The 15,886-nt window shown below is 61.4% G+C and carries 14 protein-coding genes, 1 tRNA gene and 1 pseudogene; 6 read left to right on the top strand and 10 right to left on the bottom strand.

Annotated elements, in window-relative coordinates; translation table 11 throughout:
• Nucleotides 1–9 precede the first annotated feature (9 nt).
• Nucleotides 10–186: a hypothetical protein gene (locus N5A92_RS03000; protein ID WP_260900354.1), complete on the top strand. Its 177-nt coding sequence runs from the start codon at nucleotides 10–12 to the stop codon at nucleotides 184–186.
• A gap of 267 nt (nucleotides 187–453) precedes the next feature.
• Here N5A92_RS03000 and N5A92_RS03005 read toward each other — a convergent pair whose 3' ends face one another.
• From N5A92_RS03005 to N5A92_RS03030, 6 genes are all read right to left on the bottom strand, one after another.
• On the bottom strand, nucleotides 454–837 hold the full coding sequence (locus tag N5A92_RS03005) for a VOC family protein (protein ID WP_260900983.1): 384 nt from the start codon (nucleotides 835–837) through the stop codon (nucleotides 454–456).
• Nucleotides 838–1,189: 352 nt separating this feature from the next.
• The gene (locus tag N5A92_RS03010) at nucleotides 1,190–2,083 is read right to left on the bottom strand and encodes a DMT family transporter (protein ID WP_260900355.1); all 894 of its coding nucleotides are present in this window, start codon (nucleotides 2,081–2,083) and stop codon (nucleotides 1,190–1,192) included.
• Between the two features lie 111 nt (nucleotides 2,084–2,194).
• A complete protein-coding gene (locus N5A92_RS03015) occupies nucleotides 2,195–3,049 on the bottom strand; it encodes an arylamine N-acetyltransferase family protein (protein ID WP_260900356.1) in 855 nt (284 codons plus the stop codon).
• Entirely contained in the window at nucleotides 3,046–3,648 is a 603-nt protein-coding gene (locus N5A92_RS03020) for a DUF6506 family protein (protein ID WP_260900357.1), read from the bottom strand. Before N5A92_RS03020 ends, N5A92_RS03015 begins: the two co-directional genes overlap by 4 nt.
• Before the next feature lie 61 nt (nucleotides 3,649–3,709).
• On the bottom strand, nucleotides 3,710–4,282 hold the full coding sequence (locus tag N5A92_RS03025; protein WP_260900359.1) for an NADPH-dependent FMN reductase: 573 nt from the start codon (nucleotides 4,280–4,282) through the stop codon (nucleotides 3,710–3,712).
• Between the two features lie 218 nt (nucleotides 4,283–4,500).
• Complete coding sequence (locus N5A92_RS03030; RefSeq protein ID WP_260900360.1) at nucleotides 4,501–5,391, bottom strand: helix-turn-helix transcriptional regulator; 891 nt, start codon at nucleotides 5,389–5,391, stop codon at nucleotides 4,501–4,503.
• Nucleotides 5,392–5,662: 271 nt separating this feature from the next.
• Here N5A92_RS03030 and N5A92_RS03035 point away from each other — a divergent pair, with 271 nt between their 5' ends.
• Nucleotides 5,663–6,580 carry a LysR family transcriptional regulator gene (locus N5A92_RS03035; RefSeq protein ID WP_425248536.1) on the top strand — a complete coding sequence of 306 codons (918 nt, stop codon included), beginning with the start codon at nucleotides 5,663–5,665 and terminating at the stop codon, nucleotides 6,578–6,580.
• Between the two features lie 123 nt (nucleotides 6,581–6,703).
• Here the strand turns inward: N5A92_RS03035 and N5A92_RS03040 are convergent, their stop codons facing one another.
• Nucleotides 6,704–6,940, bottom strand: a complete 237-nt coding sequence (locus N5A92_RS03040) for a DUF1127 domain-containing protein (RefSeq protein WP_260900985.1) — start codon at nucleotides 6,938–6,940, stop codon at nucleotides 6,704–6,706.
• 210 nt (nucleotides 6,941–7,150) lie between these two features.
• On the opposite strand from N5A92_RS03040, the pseudogene N5A92_RS03045 reads away from it, so the two are divergent.
• A pseudogene (locus N5A92_RS03045) lies at nucleotides 7,151–7,620 on the top strand (transposase); the annotation flags it as partial.
• Between the two features lie 319 nt (nucleotides 7,621–7,939).
• Here N5A92_RS03045 and N5A92_RS03050 read toward each other — a convergent pair.
• From N5A92_RS03050 to N5A92_RS03060, 3 genes are all read right to left on the bottom strand, one after another.
• The gene (locus N5A92_RS03050; RefSeq protein WP_260900363.1) at nucleotides 7,940–8,407 is read right to left on the bottom strand and encodes a GNAT family N-acetyltransferase; all 468 of its coding nucleotides are present in this window, start codon (nucleotides 8,405–8,407) and stop codon (nucleotides 7,940–7,942) included.
• 192 nt (nucleotides 8,408–8,599) lie between these two features.
• Nucleotides 8,600–8,676 (bottom strand) — tRNA-His (locus tag N5A92_RS03055).
• A 223-nt stretch (nucleotides 8,677–8,899) separates the two neighbouring features.
• Nucleotides 8,900–9,349, bottom strand: coding sequence for a phasin (locus N5A92_RS03060; protein ID WP_260900365.1), 450 nt, complete (start codon nucleotides 9,347–9,349; stop codon nucleotides 8,900–8,902).
• Between the two features lie 256 nt (nucleotides 9,350–9,605).
• On the opposite strand from N5A92_RS03060, the gene N5A92_RS03065 reads away from it, so the two are divergent.
• The 3 genes from N5A92_RS03065 to N5A92_RS03075 all read left to right on the top strand — a co-directional run bounded on the left by N5A92_RS03065 (nucleotide 9,606) and on the right by N5A92_RS03075 (nucleotide 15,817).
• Nucleotides 9,606–12,800: a PAS domain S-box protein gene (locus N5A92_RS03065; protein ID WP_260900366.1), complete on the top strand. Its 3,195-nt coding sequence runs from the start codon at nucleotides 9,606–9,608 to the stop codon at nucleotides 12,798–12,800.
• A gap of 181 nt (nucleotides 12,801–12,981) precedes the next feature.
• Nucleotides 12,982–14,037 carry a Fe(3+) ABC transporter substrate-binding protein gene (locus N5A92_RS03070; RefSeq protein WP_260900367.1) on the top strand — a complete coding sequence of 352 codons (1,056 nt, stop codon included), beginning with the start codon at nucleotides 12,982–12,984 and terminating at the stop codon, nucleotides 14,035–14,037.
• A gap of 79 nt (nucleotides 14,038–14,116) precedes the next feature.
• A complete protein-coding gene (locus N5A92_RS03075; protein WP_260900368.1) occupies nucleotides 14,117–15,817 on the top strand; it encodes an ABC transporter permease in 1,701 nt (566 codons plus the stop codon).
• Nucleotides 15,818–15,886 lie beyond the last annotated feature (69 nt).

The raw sequence follows: 15,886 nt of genomic DNA on the forward strand, positions 1-15,886 counted from the left end.
GCCTTCCTGGTGTGGCAGGAGGCCTATCTCGATCGCTTCGAGGCGGCAATTCTTGGTGCCGACTGGGACAATCCGGACGCCGCGCGGGCGGGCGTACTGGAGGACATGATGGCCTTCCTGCCAAGCGATGAGCTGCTGTTCTTCCTTGAGCAGTCGATTTTGCCCATGCGGAACGACTCGGCATGACCGAATAGCGATTTCTGACAGCATCAAGGGGCGTCGCCGTTGTGGTGGCAAGGCCTTTGGCTCAAGCCCGATCACAGCGCGAAGCTCAGCTTCGGACGGGTCTCACGAATGGCAGCTCATTGGCACTGTGCGGTAGTTCCACACGTTCACCTAAACTTCCTCTCTCCACCCGTTGCTGTCACTGGAATCCCGCTCGAGGAATGCCTCGATTGAGCCCCCAGTGCGGTCATTCGCCTATCGTCATCAGCAACAGGGTGGGGGATACGGTCAATTCGAATGCCGGTTGGTGATCCTGATATAATATCCGTCGGGATCAACAAGACGAAAATCGGTTAACCCCCAGGGCTGTAGGGTGAGGTCACCTGAGAGTGGCCAGCCACTCGCCTTTGCGGCATCATAGGAAGCGTCGATATTGTCGACGCTCAGCACAACTTCTACACCTCGGCCGACTTTCTCACCCGGTCGACATTGCACAGGATGATCGTTCGGCAATAATCTCCTGAGATTCAATGAAATCGTCGCCGCATCATTCGCCAGCATCGTGTATCCGTCGGTGCCCTCCTGGCAAATTTGAAAACCCAATACTTGAGTGTAGAAACTGGCTGACCTTTCCAAGTCATCAACGAACAACTCCAAGCGCAAGTTTATCATCGCTGCCACCTCATCTTCTTAACGTAGTGCGTTTCACCGTAGTAGCCCTGTCAGTTTGCGTGGAATGTCAACTGCGGATCAACTTGATCCGTTTTCGTGCGTCGGTGTCGGATCCACATGCGCGCGTGCCAGTCGCCAAGGAGGGTTCACTCGGTTCGTTCCCTCAAAGGACGATCCGGTTGCCACCTGGGCCAAACAACTCTGCTTCGCGCCAGAGTCCCCGGGCCCACTCGCGAATGCGACGCGGCGTCCTACATTTCCTGCTGCCCAAGGACAAGAATACGCATTTCCTCAAGCTCCTATTTGGAACGCTCCGCAGAAACTTTCCTCTTCAGGCTCAGCCGGTTGTCGGTCAGGTTTGCATGGCAGGTGCCTCGCGCGGTGCGTTTGCGGACCGACGCAACATGAGCCCGATCGCGAGCACGACTGCAACGCTGCCGGGAAGCCACAACCATCCGATCTCGTCAGGCGCAGCGGCAAACAGGATGAGCATGGACACGAAAGGAACGAGATAGGTGTAGGCAGTCACCGCGCCCGGTGTGAGAACCCCAGTTCCTCGCTGCATCAACCAAAACGTGACGCCGCTGGAAAAGATTCCCAGATAGGCCACCATAAGAAAATCGAAGAATGTCAAACGTGCGAGCGCTTGCGCCGGCTCGAAGGCCAAGCCCAGTATCCCGATCAGTACGCCACCGGCCAAGAGGCTCCAGAAGGTGCGTAACGCAGCACTGTCGGAAAGCCATCCACGCTTGAGCCCCCACTTGCTGAGGACCGGGTAAAGAGCGGACGCGACGCACCCCAGGAAGAAAGCAGCCTCGCCGAGGCTGAACTGTAAGCTGCCATTCCCGCCGCTGTTGCCGGCCCAGGCGAGCCAAAGGGCGCCCGCTGCACCAAGCGCCAATGCGGCCAGCAACCCACCATCCGGCCGCTCGACACGGATTATCCGTCCAAGGCCGTAGGCAAGCAACGGTACACTGACATACAGCGTGGCCATCGACAGTGCGGTGACTTGATGTGCGGCCCAGAACATGGCGCCGAAGAAGCCGGCAAGACACAAGCCCATCACTGCATAAAGGACGAGTCCGGGAGGGCTTGGCCAGTGATCGGGCGTACGCCAGACAAGCGCTCCGATGGCGGCGGCGGCTATGGCAAAGCGGATCGCCGTCAGGAACAATGGCGGTAGCCCCTCGCTCATTAGTCCCACAGCAGGGAATGACAATCCGACAATCAGCGCCCACAGGAACATTCCCGCGTGTGCGCCTCCCGGCGCCGCCATGAAGGCGTTCAATCTGTATTGCATCAGGATTTCCCCTGGGTAGTGTCGGACATTCGTCCGACCGGGATGAATCAAGTGGTTTCAGACAGTTTGAGCCTCCGCGATCGCCGCCGCCAGGATTGGGTCGCTGCCGGCAGGGACGTCGATGAGGAAGTGGTTCTTAAGGACATCATGCAACTCCGTGATATCGGTCAGCAGCCTTCGCTCCGACGGTCCATCAATGGCGTGGACCGTCAACCGATTGCCGAGAAGCGCGTAGCGGCCTTCGGCGAATGGCCGTGCGGCAATCAGCGTATGTCGGAAATGGGAGTCCGGATGTGACGAAAGATAGTGGTTGGTGATCTCGTAATCGGCCAGGACCTGCTCCTGCAGATCGAAGCGGTAAACCGGTCTCCAGTCAGCGCCGATCCGGGCGTCCAGGCGAAACAGGCCATCTTGCTCGACAAGGCGGAAGCGCTCATGCGGTGTCTCTTGTTCAAGATCGGGCCGCAGGCGCAACGGCGCCGTCAGAGTGAGCGCTCCGAAGCCGACATCAGCAATGCAGTCCTCGCCATCTGCGTGAACCCTGAGAAGCATATGGCCGCGGGGCGTCTTCGCTTCTTCGGGCTGGTTCCACAGAATGCGTGCAGCCAGACCTGAAACGCGAAACCCCAGAGCTGACAGCATATGCCCAAAGAGCAAATTCTGCTCGAAGCAATAGCCGCCACGTCTGCCGCGGACCAGCTTGTCCATCAGCGAGGCCGCATCCAGCCGGACCGGCAGGCGACCGAGGCGTGGGTCGAGGTTCTCGAAGGCGATTGCCTGAGGATGCAAGCGATGCAGTGAATGCAGCACCGCCAGCGAAGCTTCGCGCGATCCCGAATAGCCGATGCGCGCGAGATAAGCGTCCATCTCGATCGCTTCGTCCGTTGCTGCAAACAGGCGGTCAGTTGTCATTGCGCCGTTTCCGGATTGAAGCGGGCCTTGGGCGGCTCGTGCCCGAAGCCACTCACGCCGACGGCAGATCGCCCCGCGACAGCATCGATAATCTCCGCAGCGGTCTCATCGGAAAAGCCGCCATAGAGTTCGATCAAGCCGACTCCCTGGTCCACCAACCGGCGCGCAACGTCAGGCGCGGCTCGTTCGTCCGCCATGATGAAGGTGGTGTTTTGAGACCCTGCAGTGCGGACGAAACGGTCGACAGCGGGATTTGCGCCTGGAGCAGACACGATGCAGGCCTCTGCGGGGGGCTTGCCATCCATGAAGGCCCGATTGAATTCGGCCGCCTGTACGATCGATTCAATGCCGAACGAGACGGAAGCGACTCTGGTATTGCTGGGTACGGCCGCCCTGACTTTGGCACGCACCGCCAGAGGCATGCCGCCACACAGCTCGACCAATTCGGTTCCTGTGCCTGCCATCTTCTTCGCGACCGCCGGGACCTTGGACGGGTCTCCAACCAGCACTATGGTCACCTCGCCGTTTGCCGACTTGTAGGTGAACCGGTCGGTGTCGGGATCGGCTTCTGGTAATTCATAGAATATGGCGTGGTGCATCTGCGATCTCCTGGCAGCCTGTGCCTCTTGCCGACGGTTTGCTGGTTTATGGGTGACCAGCTCATGAGCCATAAGGTCGCTCCGCTCGTGCATTGCGGAGCGCTGTGGCCCACCATACAAGCTGGTCGAGCATCATCTTTGCCGCTGCGTTGGGACCAGACGGCTCCTTGAGCGCGCCTGTTTCATCGAACAACGCATGGCACATGTGCAGGCTGACGCAATCGCGAAGCGAGACCATGTGCAATTCCGCGCAGACCTGCCGGAGCTGTTCCACCGATCTGAGGCCGCCGGAAATTCCGCCATAGGAGACGAACGAAACCGGTTTGGCCATCCACTCCTCTCGCGCTGAATCGAGCGCGAACTTCAATGAGGCCGGATAGCCGTGGTTGTATTCGGGGGTAATGACCACGAAGGCGTCCGCCTCGGCAAAACGCGAGGTCATCGCCTGAACTTCCGCCGGTGGCGTGTCCTCGAGGATTGCCGGTAGGTTTACTTCCGCCAAATCGATGAGATCGATTTTGATTTCGCTGTTCAGCGCTGCCCGTCCGACGAACCAACCTGCTACCGTATCGCCGAAGCGTCCTTCTCGGGTACTTCCAACAATCACTGCCGTTCGAATTCGAGCTTCAGTCATTTCGTTACCTCCTGATCACGCAGACGGCGTAGCTCGCCCTGGGGAAAGCGGCCTTGCGATGAAATGCTAGGTGTGGAAGGCAGCTTGGATATAGAATATCCAGGAGAGAAACGTTGAACGTTGTTGCTCCTGCAGCTTGCAGCACAATGCCACAATTCCGGGCTTCACCTGCAGGCCGTCACCTGCGTGCGATTGCACGCCTAGTCCGCCTTGCGGCGCTAGGAGAAGGAAGTCTCGTTGCGATATTCGCCAGGCGTTACGTTCAAGACACGGCGGAACAGCCGGGTCATATGGCTCTGGTCGGCGAAGCCACTGTTGGCGGCGACAACCTTCAGCGGGACATTTCCACGGCGCAACTGGCGCTTTGCGTATTCCAATCGTTGCTGGATAACGTAGGCGTAGGGAGGGCAGCCGAATTCGCGACGGAACTTACGGCTGAAGTGAAAGACGCTCAGCTGTAGTAGGCCTGCCAGTTCCGCCAGCGATATATTCCGGCCTATATTCTCTTCGATGAACTCAATAATCATCCTGCGCTGGGCTTGCGAGAGGCCGCCGCAAGAACGATGCTCTCGGAAGGCGACGGTCGCGTAGGTGCGGATGATGTGAACGCATATCTGGCACCGGAGAGCCTCGACATAAAGACGCCCCCCAAGCCCCCCAACCCTTGATTCGGTAGCGAGGCTGTTTGCGGTTTCCGTCAGAACGGTATCGTCGGCGCCGAGAACATCAAGGAGCTCGATATCCGCGATATCGCGCTCGAACACCTCCGCAGCAACACCGGCAAGCACGTTGTAGGGCAGATAGACATGAATGGCCTCGAGCGGCTCATTCCATCGCCAGTGTGATTCTTCGGCGCGGGTAAGAACCGATACCACTCCGGGGCCAACGGTGTGGCTCTGCCAAGGACCGTTCGTGCGCCGATGCAACTCGCCCCGACGCGCGCCATAAGACAGGAGGGCATAGTCGCACATCATGGGAAACTGAAGGTCTTGAGGCGGAGTCCTGTATCCTTTCAGCTTGAGCCCGTCCCAACCGAGCGGGGAACTGTCGTCCAGAACCTCACACTCCAACAAACGGGGCACGTCCTCCGGCGTAATCACTTGGTTCACGTCACCCCTCCCTTAAATGGCGTTCATCCGCGGGGCCTGTGTCCCGACTGTCTTTCCCTGTTGATTTCGTCGTGTAATGCCGCCGTGCGACGAACCGCCACGGTATCCCCGAAAGCGCCTTCGCGGGTGCTTCCAGCAATCACTGCCGTTCGAATTCGATCTTGAGACATCATCGCTTCGTTTCAGTTTTCGCGTCGTTTGCGAATGGCACTGGCAACTGTTCTAAGCAATTGCTAAAGTTTCGATGGAATTGTTCTAAGGGATCGATCAGATTCTCGACGCACTAACGCTTGACCAGTTGCGAACTTTCGTTTCGGTTGCCGAAGCAGGAAGTTTTCGTGGCAGCGCGCGACACCTGTCGCGCGTTCAATCTGCGATAAGTTACTCTGTGGGAAACTTGGAGACCCAGCTGGGAGTGGTGCTTTTCGACCGCTCCGGGCATCTGCCAAAGCTCACACCGCAGGGTCAGTCCTTGCTGGCTGATGCCCGATCCATTCTCCTGAAGGTCGACGCGATGCGAGCGCGGGCTCGCGGGCTCGGCGAGGGGGTAGAACTCGAATTGTCGATCGTGGTCGACTCGCTCTACCCGATGCCCTGGGTCATGACGGCGTTACACACCATCCGTCGCAGCTACGTTGGCGTGAGCATCCAACTGCAGGTCTTGCCACTCGGCGGCCCGCCAGCCGCAATTCAGGATGGGCGGGTGACGCTTGGCATTCTGGCTGGCGAAGACTTGACGGATTCTCGAATTGAGCTCGAGGCGATGCATTCGCATCCCTTTGTCGCAGTCGCTGCACGAACCCATCCACTGGCAGCTGCGGCGGAAGATTTGGGCACCTTGGAGGCTGTGGCGCTTGCTGAGCACGTACAAATCGTCTTGTCTGATCCGACCCAACTTTCTGAGGGCCGCGATTTCGGCGTCCTTTCGCCAACCACTTGGCGCGTCAATAACCAAGAGACAAAATACGCCATGATCCGGGCCGGTCACGGCTGGGGGCGGCTACCCTACTGGGTCGTGGCAGAGAACCTCAAATCCGGGGAACTCGTTCGGCTTCCGGTAGTCGCGCTAGGCCCCGGCGGCCAGATTGAAGTGCAGTTCTATCTCGCGCGCAGGATCGATCGCCCCTTCGGTCCTGTGGCCCGAGCGTTCAGAGAGGCAATTCTCGCCAACCGCGCTTCCGAGACATGATAGACGCAGCCTCGTTCATGGTAGCAAGCGAGGCGCGGTCGCGTTGGGGTGTGAGAGATCCGCCGACTAGGGTTGAAGCGCGTTGGCTTTCAGGGATCGATGATGTGCGAGCTGATCCAGTAACTATTCACCAGCAGTGAATGATGACGCGCGATCCGTGCCCGGCTTCAACGACTGCCAGAACGGCCTTGCCGCTTCCCGCTCGACATCGGCTCGCGTAAGCCCGATATCGTCGAGGAGGCGATCTGTGAGATCGCTAAGACGTCGCCGCTCCCGGACGCGGTCGCACCACTGGCGAGGCAGTGCCAGCAAGGCGCACCATAGCCTGAGTGAGCCTAATCCGGATAAGCTGAAGGACATGACATCGCCCACCTTGACGGAATTCGCTTCGGTCGAGCCGCTGGCACGTCGGGGACAGAAGTGCCGGACCAAGTGCTTCTCCTGCCCAGACGCCTGCTGGAGCAAGCGGCCTTGCGACGAAATGCTAGGGTGGAAGGCAGTTCGGGTATAGAATGTCCCGGAGAGAAACGTTGAAAGTTGTTGCTCCAGTAGCTTGCAGCACAATGCCGGGCTTCACCCGCTGGCCGTCACCTGCAGGTCAAGACCGGCGAGAGCGGCGGGCCACGCGGCTATGATGCGGGCAAGAAGATCAACGGCCACAAGTGTCACGCTCTGGTCGACACCGACGGACGGGTACTGGTGCTGTTCCCAGCATCCAGGACCGGAATGGCGCCGGTCCGCTCCTGCAAGCATCGCAGCGGCCCTTTCCTTCATTCGCAATGGCCTTCGCCGATGCCGGCTATCAGGGCCCGCGCGTCGCCGAAGCCACCTCCATCGCCGTCAAGATCGTGAAACGAAAGCCCGATCAGGTCGGCTTCGCGGTGCAACCAAGGCGCCGGGTGGTTGAGCGCTTCTTCGCGTGGATCGGCCGCAACCGGCGGCTCCAGAAGGACGCGGAAGCAACCATCGAGTCCGCAACCTCCTTCCTCTACGCAGCAGCCGTCATGATCCTCGTCCGACGCATCGCACGCAACTCATGAACAGTTTCGGCACGGACTCTCAGTCAGCGTAAGTGACAATCTTCCTTTGGGCTTGCCCGACCGCTTCCGTTAGCGCCAATAGGTTCCCCCAACTTTGGCATTGGCGTGCTTTCAGAAAACCCTCTGTGACGTGGCCCGGCGCGAAACGCTAAAAAATGCCCATTCTAAGCAATTGGCAGGCTTGCACCAACTTGGGGCCGTTTGCTACCTGTCCGGTTCTGGCCGAGAAAACCGAATAAGCCGCCGTTCGGCTGCTGACGCCGTTTCAGCCGTTCCGCCGTCGATTTGGGCTCTCAAAAGCAGACGCTGCGCGACGTTGTTACTTCAAGGCGACGAGTCCGGCGTCAGAAGGACTGAACCCACAAGCGTCGAAATAAAATGGCCGTAGGTGCGGTTCAAAATCCACATGGAGCCACTCGCAGCCGGTTCGTTTCGCCCGATCAACCGCCTCCACTATCAGGGCCGTTGCAATGCCCTGGCGTTGGAAAGCAGGCGCCACCATTGTGTCCAGAATAAAAGCGTGAACCCCGCCATCCCACGCGACGTTAACGAACCCAACCAGCTTCCCCGAACGACGAGTACACACCCAACCGAGGCTGAAGCGGTTGACTTGTGACCACCAATCATCAGCGAAGACTCGATGTTTAAAACACTCGGCATGAAGAGCATTGACCTCAGCGTTCTCGAAGACTCCACGCCACTCGGTGATGTACTCGGAAGATCCAGACACTTGCGGTGATGTTAGCTTCATGCGCGCGGTTAGATCGGAGACTTCGTTCCGCGTCAAGGTCCGCTTCTTAACGTGGCGCCGCCACAAGCCGCCCGAGCACAAACCACCCGTTCGTGCCTCTCACGCCTCGGCGATCGCAGACATAAAGCGGAGATTGATTTCCGGAAGCATCGGGGCCGGAAGTTGACGGTCCGCTTTCGGGGGCCGCTCAGTACAAAGCGGTCGTTCTGGAACGGACCCGTGATAAAATGGTACGGTTGGGTGGATTCGAACCACCGACCTCAGGAGCCACAATCCTGCGCTCTAACCAACTGAGCTACAACCGCATGGCGTCGTGCGACTGCCGCGTCATTACGAGCAAACGGAGGCTTTTTCAAGAGCCATGCGCGCGTAGGCCGCGAAGGGGGTGCAAAAAAGAAAAGACCGGGGGGAGGACCCGGTCTTTTCAGGAAAAGGCTGGCGGGAGGAGGAGGAGATGCCAGCCCGGTGTTCTTGCGAATGCGCCGGATATAGGCCCGCCCGCCAAAATTTTCAGCGCGACCGTTCGCCTCAGGCGGCGGTCTGCTTCAGAGCCTTCTCGAAGGCATCCTTGACCGGCTTGGAGACCTCGGTGGCCGCCTTCTGGGAGATCGCCTGGAACTCTTTGGCCTGGTTAGCGGCGAGTTCCATCTGCTTGCGCAGGAAAGAGCTCTGCAGCTCGATCACCTCGGAGAAGGAGGAAGCACCGACCAGCGCCTCGAACTGGGCGAAATTGGCCTCGGCGCCAACGCGCATGGCGGCGATGGACTTCAGAACCAGCTCGTCGCCTACGGACTTGGCGTTCTCGAAGGAAGCCTCGAATGCCTTGCGGGCATCCTCAGCGCCGGACTTCATCTTCTCGTAGTTCTCGCGGGTCTGCTCGGCGCTCTTCTCAGCAAAGCTGCGAAACTGCTCCGTTGCCTTGGAGGCGTCGAAAGTGGGGAATTCGGTGGCTTCCGGCTTGTTGCTGGTCTTGCTCATGTGTCGATCCTCTTGTCTACTGCGGGCGGCTTTCAAAAAACGGCCCCGAACTGAACTTGGACCTAATATAGCATACATTTTGTGCATTGCAACATTTTTGTTGCGGCGCAGCAAACGGAGAGCATAGGCGGGGATTAACCAACGGGCAAATTGAAGCTGTCGACAAATGCAGGGTTTGTGGACGTGCGCTTACCGTGCTCTTATTACTAACGACTGGTTAATCTTGGGGCTCACCAGCGGAAATGGTTCGATCTGAATGGCGTCGGCGTACTCGTTCCTCGACATAGCGGTCCTCGACGAGGTGCGTGAGCGCTTCGCCGCCGGCGACGCGCTGGCGGTGCTGTCGGTCGACCTGGCGGAGATCGTCTGGGCCAACGGTGCCGGTGCGGCATGGCTCGGCTATCCCGATATAGAGGCAGCGATCGGCAACGCACCACGGCTTCCGGCCGTGGCACTGCGGCAGGTTGCGGCCGCGCCGGGCTTTCCCGATATCGGCCGCGACCGGCCGCTTGCCCTCAGGCTAGCCGGCGGGCTGAAGAGCCGGATCGTCTCCTTGCAGGCAACTGCGATCGCTTTGCCGCGCGGGGAGAAGGCGCTGCTTCTAGCCCTTCCCTCACCGGTAACGAAAGACGCCATGGAGAAGGAACAGGCGGAGCGAATCGTCGCCGGTTTCGACGAACCCGGCCACTTCGCCGCCCTCCTGGACGCGGAAGGCAATGTGGCGGCGGCATCCGAGGGATTCGAGGCTCTGGGTATCACAGCGGACACGCTGAGGGCGCTGGTCGAGGAGGTGCACGGAGAAGAAGACCGGCTGGTCAAGAAGCCGATCGCCGGCGCGCACCCGTTTCCCGCCGGCATCGCCCGCCTTACCGACGCACCTGCCACCCATTTGCTGGTCGTGGTCGACGAGGGCCCCACCGCTGTCGGATTGGCGGTGGAAGACGAAGACGTCGCCGAGAGCACACCGGAAGCGTTGCAAGCGGAGGAGCCCGAGCCGGTCGCGGCAGAGCCGGAAGAGCCGGTCGCCGCACCCGTTGCCGAGGAGCCCCGTGCTGCTGCGGAGCACAGCAGCACGGAAAGCCGCCCCGAGAGCGAAACGCACGCCGCACGGACGGTCCGTTTCGCCTGGCGCACCGACGAGGAAGGGCGCTTCTCGGCCATTTCGGAGGGCTTCGCTGAAGCCATGGGCGCCCCCGCCGCCGATATAATCGGCCGCAGCTTCCGTGAGGTCTCCAATGCCTTCGGGTTGGACCCGACTGGTTCCATCGCCCGCCTTCTGGAGCGGCGCGACACGTGGTCGGGCCGCACGGTCATGTGGCCGCTCTCGGGTACCGAACTGAAGGTGCCTGTCGATCTCGCCGCCCTGCCCGTCTACGGACGTGGGCACACCTTCGAAGGTTTCCGCGGCTTCGGCATCGCCCGGCTGAGCGAGGCGGAGGTCGACCCGGAAAAGATCGGCTTGGCGCTCACGTCTTCCGCCCCGGAAGAGAAACCTGAGGATCTGCCGCCCTCAGCGGAACACGGCGAGCCACGGGATTTGGCGACGGAGGAAGCGCCTGCTGAGGCCACGACCGACCCTTTCCTGGGCGAGACGCCGGCCATCAGCATCTCCGACGGTCCGGAGCGGCCCACCACGGACAAGGTCATTCGCCTCGCCGAGCACCGTGAGGATACGCGGGATACGCGCCTTTCGGCCTCCGAACGCACCGCCTTTCGCGAGATCGGTGAACGGCTGCGGCGAGCCAGTGAGGCGGCCGCCGCGCGGGCTGCGGAAGTGAGCGACGCGGAGGAACCGAAAGCGGCGGAGGAAGCTCCCGCTCCGGAGGCGATTACCGCGGCGCGGGAGACGAGGCTAGCGCCCGAGGCAACCGCGGACGCCGCGACGGAGGAGGTGCAGAAGCAGGCGGCCGAGCCTGACGAAGAGCAGAAGACGCCACCGCCCGATTTCATCCCCTCGGCTTTTGCCCACCCTGCCCCCGAGCGCCGGGAGAAAGCCACAGATACTGGCCTTCTGACGCATCTGCCGCTGCCCATCCTCATCCATTCGGGCGACCGGCTGCACTATGCAAACCGGGAGTTTTTCACCTTCACCGGGTACGAGGATCTTGCCGCACTCGAGGCCGCCGGTGGCATCGGTGCGCTGTTCGAGGAGCCGCAGGACGGCGCCGAGGAGGCGCCGAGCCGCGCCCTTCGGCTGACCACTGCACAAGGCACGGACGTGCCCGTGGAGGCGCATCTGCAGTCGATGCCCTGGGAGAATGGAAAGGCGCTGATGCTGGCGCTGCGCCCGGCGCGGGAGGGCGTCGCGTCCCGAGCCGAGGATGCCGACGAGGTCGAAGCACGCCTCATGGAGATGCGTGCCATCGTCGACACGGCAACGGACGGCATTGCAGTCATCGCCGACGACGGCACCATTCGCTCCATAAACCGGCCGGCGGAGGCATTGTTCGGCTTCGATGCCGAGCATGTGACGGGCAAGCCTTTCAGCTCGCTTTTCGCCATCGAGAGCCAACGCACGGTGCAGGACTATCTCACCGCCCTTGCAGATAACGGCGTGGCGAGCGTCTTGAATGACGGCCGGCAGGTGATCGGACGGGAGGCGCAGGGTCGCTTCATCCCGCTCTTCATCACCATCGGCCGCCTGCCGAACCAAAGCGGCTACTGCGCCGTCTTGCGCGACATCACCCATTGGAAGCGCGCCGAGGAGGAGCTGACCCAGGCGCGCGCGCAGGCCGAACGCGCCTCTTCGCAGAAGAGCGAGTTTCTCGCCCGCGTCAGCCACGAAATACGCACGCCGCTCAACGCGATCATCGGCTTTTCCGAGCTGATGATCGACGAGAAATTCGGCCCCATCGGCAATGAGCGCTACCGCGACTACCTGCGCGACATCAACCGTTCGGGCAACCACGTACTCGACCTCGTCAACGACCTACTGGATATCTCCAAGATAGAGGCCGGACAGCAGGAGATGCAGTACGAGGCGGTGCCGCTCAACGAGACGCTGGGCGAGGTGGTCGCCATGATGCAGCCGCAGGCCAACAGCGAGCGCGTCATCATCCGCTCCAGCTTCGCCTCGCGGCTGCCCGACGTCGTCGCCGACTTGAGAAGCGTGCGTCAGATCGCGCTCAATATTCTGTCGAACGCCGTGCGCTACACGCCGGCGGGCGGCCAGGTGATCGTTTCCACCGCCTACGACACGGACGGTTCTGTTGTCATGCGGGTGCGCGATACGGGCGTGGGCATGAGCTCCGCCGAGATCGATGAGGCGCTGAAACCCTTCAAGCAGATCAACACCTTGCGCCGCAAGCGCGGCGACGGCACTGGGCTTGGCCTGCCGCTGACGAGAGCCATGGTCGAAGCCAACAGGGCACAGTTCACCATTACCTCGAGGCCCGGCGAAGGCACGCTGGTGGAGATCACCTTCCCGCCCACGCGGGTGCTAGCGGATTGACGTCGGCAGTCGATAACCTGACAATCGCAGTTTAGAATTATTCTAAACTACTGATTTTGTTGCCTTTCCCTTGACCCAAAAACGGGTTTCCCTCATTAGATGAGCTGCGGAGCGGTAGTCCCTCCGCACGGTTTGAAACCTCTTGCCGGGACCTTGTCTCCCGGTGTTCAGGAGAACGATGATGTTTGACACTTCCTCCAAGCTGAAAGCGGGTCTGGCGGCCCTCTCCGTCGCCGCTGGCGCTTCGCTGCTTCCGCTTACGGCACAGGCCGAAGGGACGGTGAATATCTATTCACAGCGTCAGCCCTTCCTGATCCAGCCGTTGCTGGATGCCTTCACGGAAGAAACCGGAATTGAGGCCGAGGTGCTTCACCTCGACGAGGGTCTGCCCGAGCGTATCGCCGCCGAGGGCGAGAACTCCCCCGCCGACGTCATCCTGACCGTCGATATCGGCCGGCTCGCCGCCGTGGTCGATGCGGGCGTCACCCAGCCGGTCGAGAACGACGTCATCAACGAAGCCATTCCCGCCCAGTACCGGGACCCGGAGGGTCACTGGTTCGGCGTGACGACGCGCGGGCGCGTGATCTACGCTTCCAAGGATCGCGTCGAGCAGGACACGATCACCTATGAGGAGCTGGCTGATCCCAAGTGGAAGGGCAAGATCTGCATGCGCAGCGGCCAGCACCAGTACAACATTGCCCTGTTCGCCTCCATGATCGCCCATCACGGCGAGGCTGAAGCCGAAGAGTGGATGAAGGGCCTGAAGGAGAACCTGGCGCGCAAGCCCGGCGGCAACGACCGCGGCCAGGCGCAGGCCATCTATGCCGGTGAGTGCGATCTCGGCCTCGGCAACACCTACTATGTCGGCCTGATGATGAACAACGACGAGGAGCCGGAGCAGAAGGAGTGGGCGGAAGCCATCAAGGTGCTGTTCCCCAACTCCCAGGATCGCGGCACCCACGTGAACATCTCCGGCATGGCGCTGGCCAAGAACGCGCCGAACAAGGATAACGCCATCAAGCTGATGGAATTCCTGACGAGCCCCGAGGCTCAGGCCATCTACGCCGAGAAGAACTATGAGTACCCGGTTCTGCCGGACGCGGAGGTCTCCGAGACTGTGCAGTCATTCGGCGAGATCAAGCCAGACACGCTGCCGCTTGCAGACGTCGCCAAGCACCGCAAGGCAGCCTCCGAGATGGTCGACCGTGTCGGCCTTGACGACGGCCCGGCCAGCTGAGGCGGCGGCTGACTGCCAAAACAGAGAGCCGGACCGGGACGACCGGTCCGGCTCTCGCATTTAGACCACTCGGCATCCGATGAGCAGCTTCATCCTCAAGGCGCCGCTTTCCCCGCCCACCGCAGGCAAGGGCAAAACACGCCGGCAGCGCCATCCCGCGGCGCTTGTCGTGACCGCCCTTGTCGCCGCCGCCGTTCTCCTGCCGATCGTCGCCGTCATCGTCATGGCTTTCTCCGGCACCGGTGCTGACTGGCCGCATCTGGCGCGCTACGTGCTACCGCAATCGGTGAGGACGACGTTCGTTCTACTCGCTCTGGTGGCGTTCGGCAGCAGTATCGTGGGCGTGGGCTGCGCATGGCTCGTGGTGGCCTACGAGTTTCCCTTTCGCCGCACCTTCGCATGGGCGCTGGTGCTGCCGCTCGCCGTGCCGCCCTATCTTGCCGCCTACGCTTTCGGCGAGTTCTTCCACTATGTGGGGCCGGTGCAGACGGCGATTAGGTCCCTATTCGGTTTCACTAGGCCCGGCGACTACTGGTTTCCCGATATCCGCACCACGGCGGGCGCGGCCATTGTCATGACCTCCGTCACCTTCCCCTACGTCTATCTGACGGCGCGGGTCGTCTTCGTCATGCAGGGGCGTAACATCGCCGATGTAGCGCGCACACTGGGGGCTGGGCCCGCTCGTGTCTTCTGGCGGGTGCTCTTGCCCGTCGCGCGGCCGGCTATCGTCGCCGGCGTTGCGTTGGTGCTGATGGAGACGGTCAACGATTTCGGCGCCGTGCAGTATCTGGGTGTGCGCACGCTGACGCTGGCGATCTATTCCACCTGGCTCAACCGGGGCAGCCTTGAGGGAGCGGCGCAAATCGCGGTCGTCATGCTGTTCCTCGTCTTCCTTCTGCTGACGGCCGAGCAGATGGCGCGCCGCAAGCAACGCTTTCATTCGGCACGCGGAACGCAGATGAAGGTACGACCGCCGCGTATCGCGCTTTCCGGATGGCGGGCGAGTGGCGCCTTCGCTGTTGCGCTCGTTCCCATCCTCGCCGGATTCGGTATCCCACTCGCAGTCTTCGGGCGCTACGCGCTGAACCGGCTGCACCGGCTCGCTGAGCCAGCCCTGGCGGAAGCGCTGATAACCAGCATCGGCACGGCACTCGCGACAGCTATCCTGGCCATCGCCGTCGCCCTCCTCCTGCTTTATGCGGCGCGGCTGGTGCGCACGCGCCGAATGATGCTCCTGGTGCGCTTCGCCACCATCGGCTACGCAATGCCTGGCACCATCCTGGCGCTCGGCTTGCTCATATCGCTGGCACGGTTCGATAATTTCATCGACGGGTTGGCGCGCGAATATCTGGGATTGTCCACCGGCCTGCTCCTTACAGGCTCGGCCGCGGCAGTGGTGCTTGCCTGCGCCATCCGCTTCCTGGCGCTTGCCGAAGGCGCCGTGCAGGCGGGGCTGGAGAAGCTTCCGCCGAATCTCGACGAGGCAGCACGCAGCCTCGGCCGCTCGGCGCTGGCCAGCGCGGCCACGATCCTGCTGCCGCTCTTGAAACCGGCCATCTTCACCGCCGGCATCCTCGTCTTTGTTGACACGGTGAAGGAGCTTTCGGCGACCATCCTCTTACGCCCCTTCGGGTTCAACACGCTGGCGACTTACGTCTACGAAAATGCCTCGCGCGGCGCGGTGGAAGAAGGCGCCATGGCCGCTCTGCTTATCATCGCCACGGCCATAGTGCCGGTCATCCTGCTTTCCGGCCCCTTGATGCGCGACCGGGATGCGTGAACATGAAGGCCATAAAAGAAGCGCCCCAAAAGGGGCGCTGTAGAGTTGAATTGGGTGCTGTCAAAACAG

This window comes from Chelativorans salis, assembly GCF_025336525.1.
GTDB classification, from domain to species: domain Bacteria; phylum Pseudomonadota; class Alphaproteobacteria; order Rhizobiales; family Rhizobiaceae; genus Chelativorans; species Chelativorans salis.

What these genes read in the sequence shown, in the direction of transcription:
- N5A92_RS03005 (WP_260900983.1), bottom strand. Translation starts at nt 837, where the DNA reads ATGATAAACTTGCGCTTGGAGTTGTTCGTTGATGACTTGGAAAGGTCA.
- N5A92_RS03010 (WP_260900355.1), bottom strand. Translation starts at nt 2,083, where the DNA reads ATGTTCCTGTGGGCGCTGATTGTCGGATTGTCATTCCCTGCTGTGGGA.
- N5A92_RS03015 (WP_260900356.1), bottom strand. Translation starts at nt 3,049, where the DNA reads ATGACAACTGACCGCCTGTTTGCAGCAACGGACGAAGCGATCGAGATG.
- N5A92_RS03020 (WP_260900357.1), bottom strand. Translation starts at nt 3,648, where the DNA reads ATGCACCACGCCATATTCTATGAATTACCAGAAGCCGATCCCGACACC.
- N5A92_RS03025 (WP_260900359.1), bottom strand. Translation starts at nt 4,282, where the DNA reads ATGACTGAAGCTCGAATTCGAACGGCAGTGATTGTTGGAAGTACCCGA.
- N5A92_RS03040 (WP_260900985.1), bottom strand. Translation starts at nt 6,940, where the DNA reads ATGTCCTTCAGCTTATCCGGATTAGGCTCACTCAGGCTATGGTGCGCC.
- N5A92_RS03060 (WP_260900365.1), bottom strand. Translation starts at nt 9,349, where the DNA reads ATGAGCAAGACCAGCAACAAGCCGGAAGCCACCGAATTCCCCACTTTC.
- N5A92_RS03065 (WP_260900366.1), top strand. Translation starts at nt 9,606, where the DNA reads ATGGCGTCGGCGTACTCGTTCCTCGACATAGCGGTCCTCGACGAGGTG.
- N5A92_RS03070 (WP_260900367.1), top strand. Translation starts at nt 12,982, where the DNA reads ATGTTTGACACTTCCTCCAAGCTGAAAGCGGGTCTGGCGGCCCTCTCC.
- N5A92_RS03075 (WP_260900368.1), top strand. Translation starts at nt 14,117, where the DNA reads ATGAGCAGCTTCATCCTCAAGGCGCCGCTTTCCCCGCCCACCGCAGGC.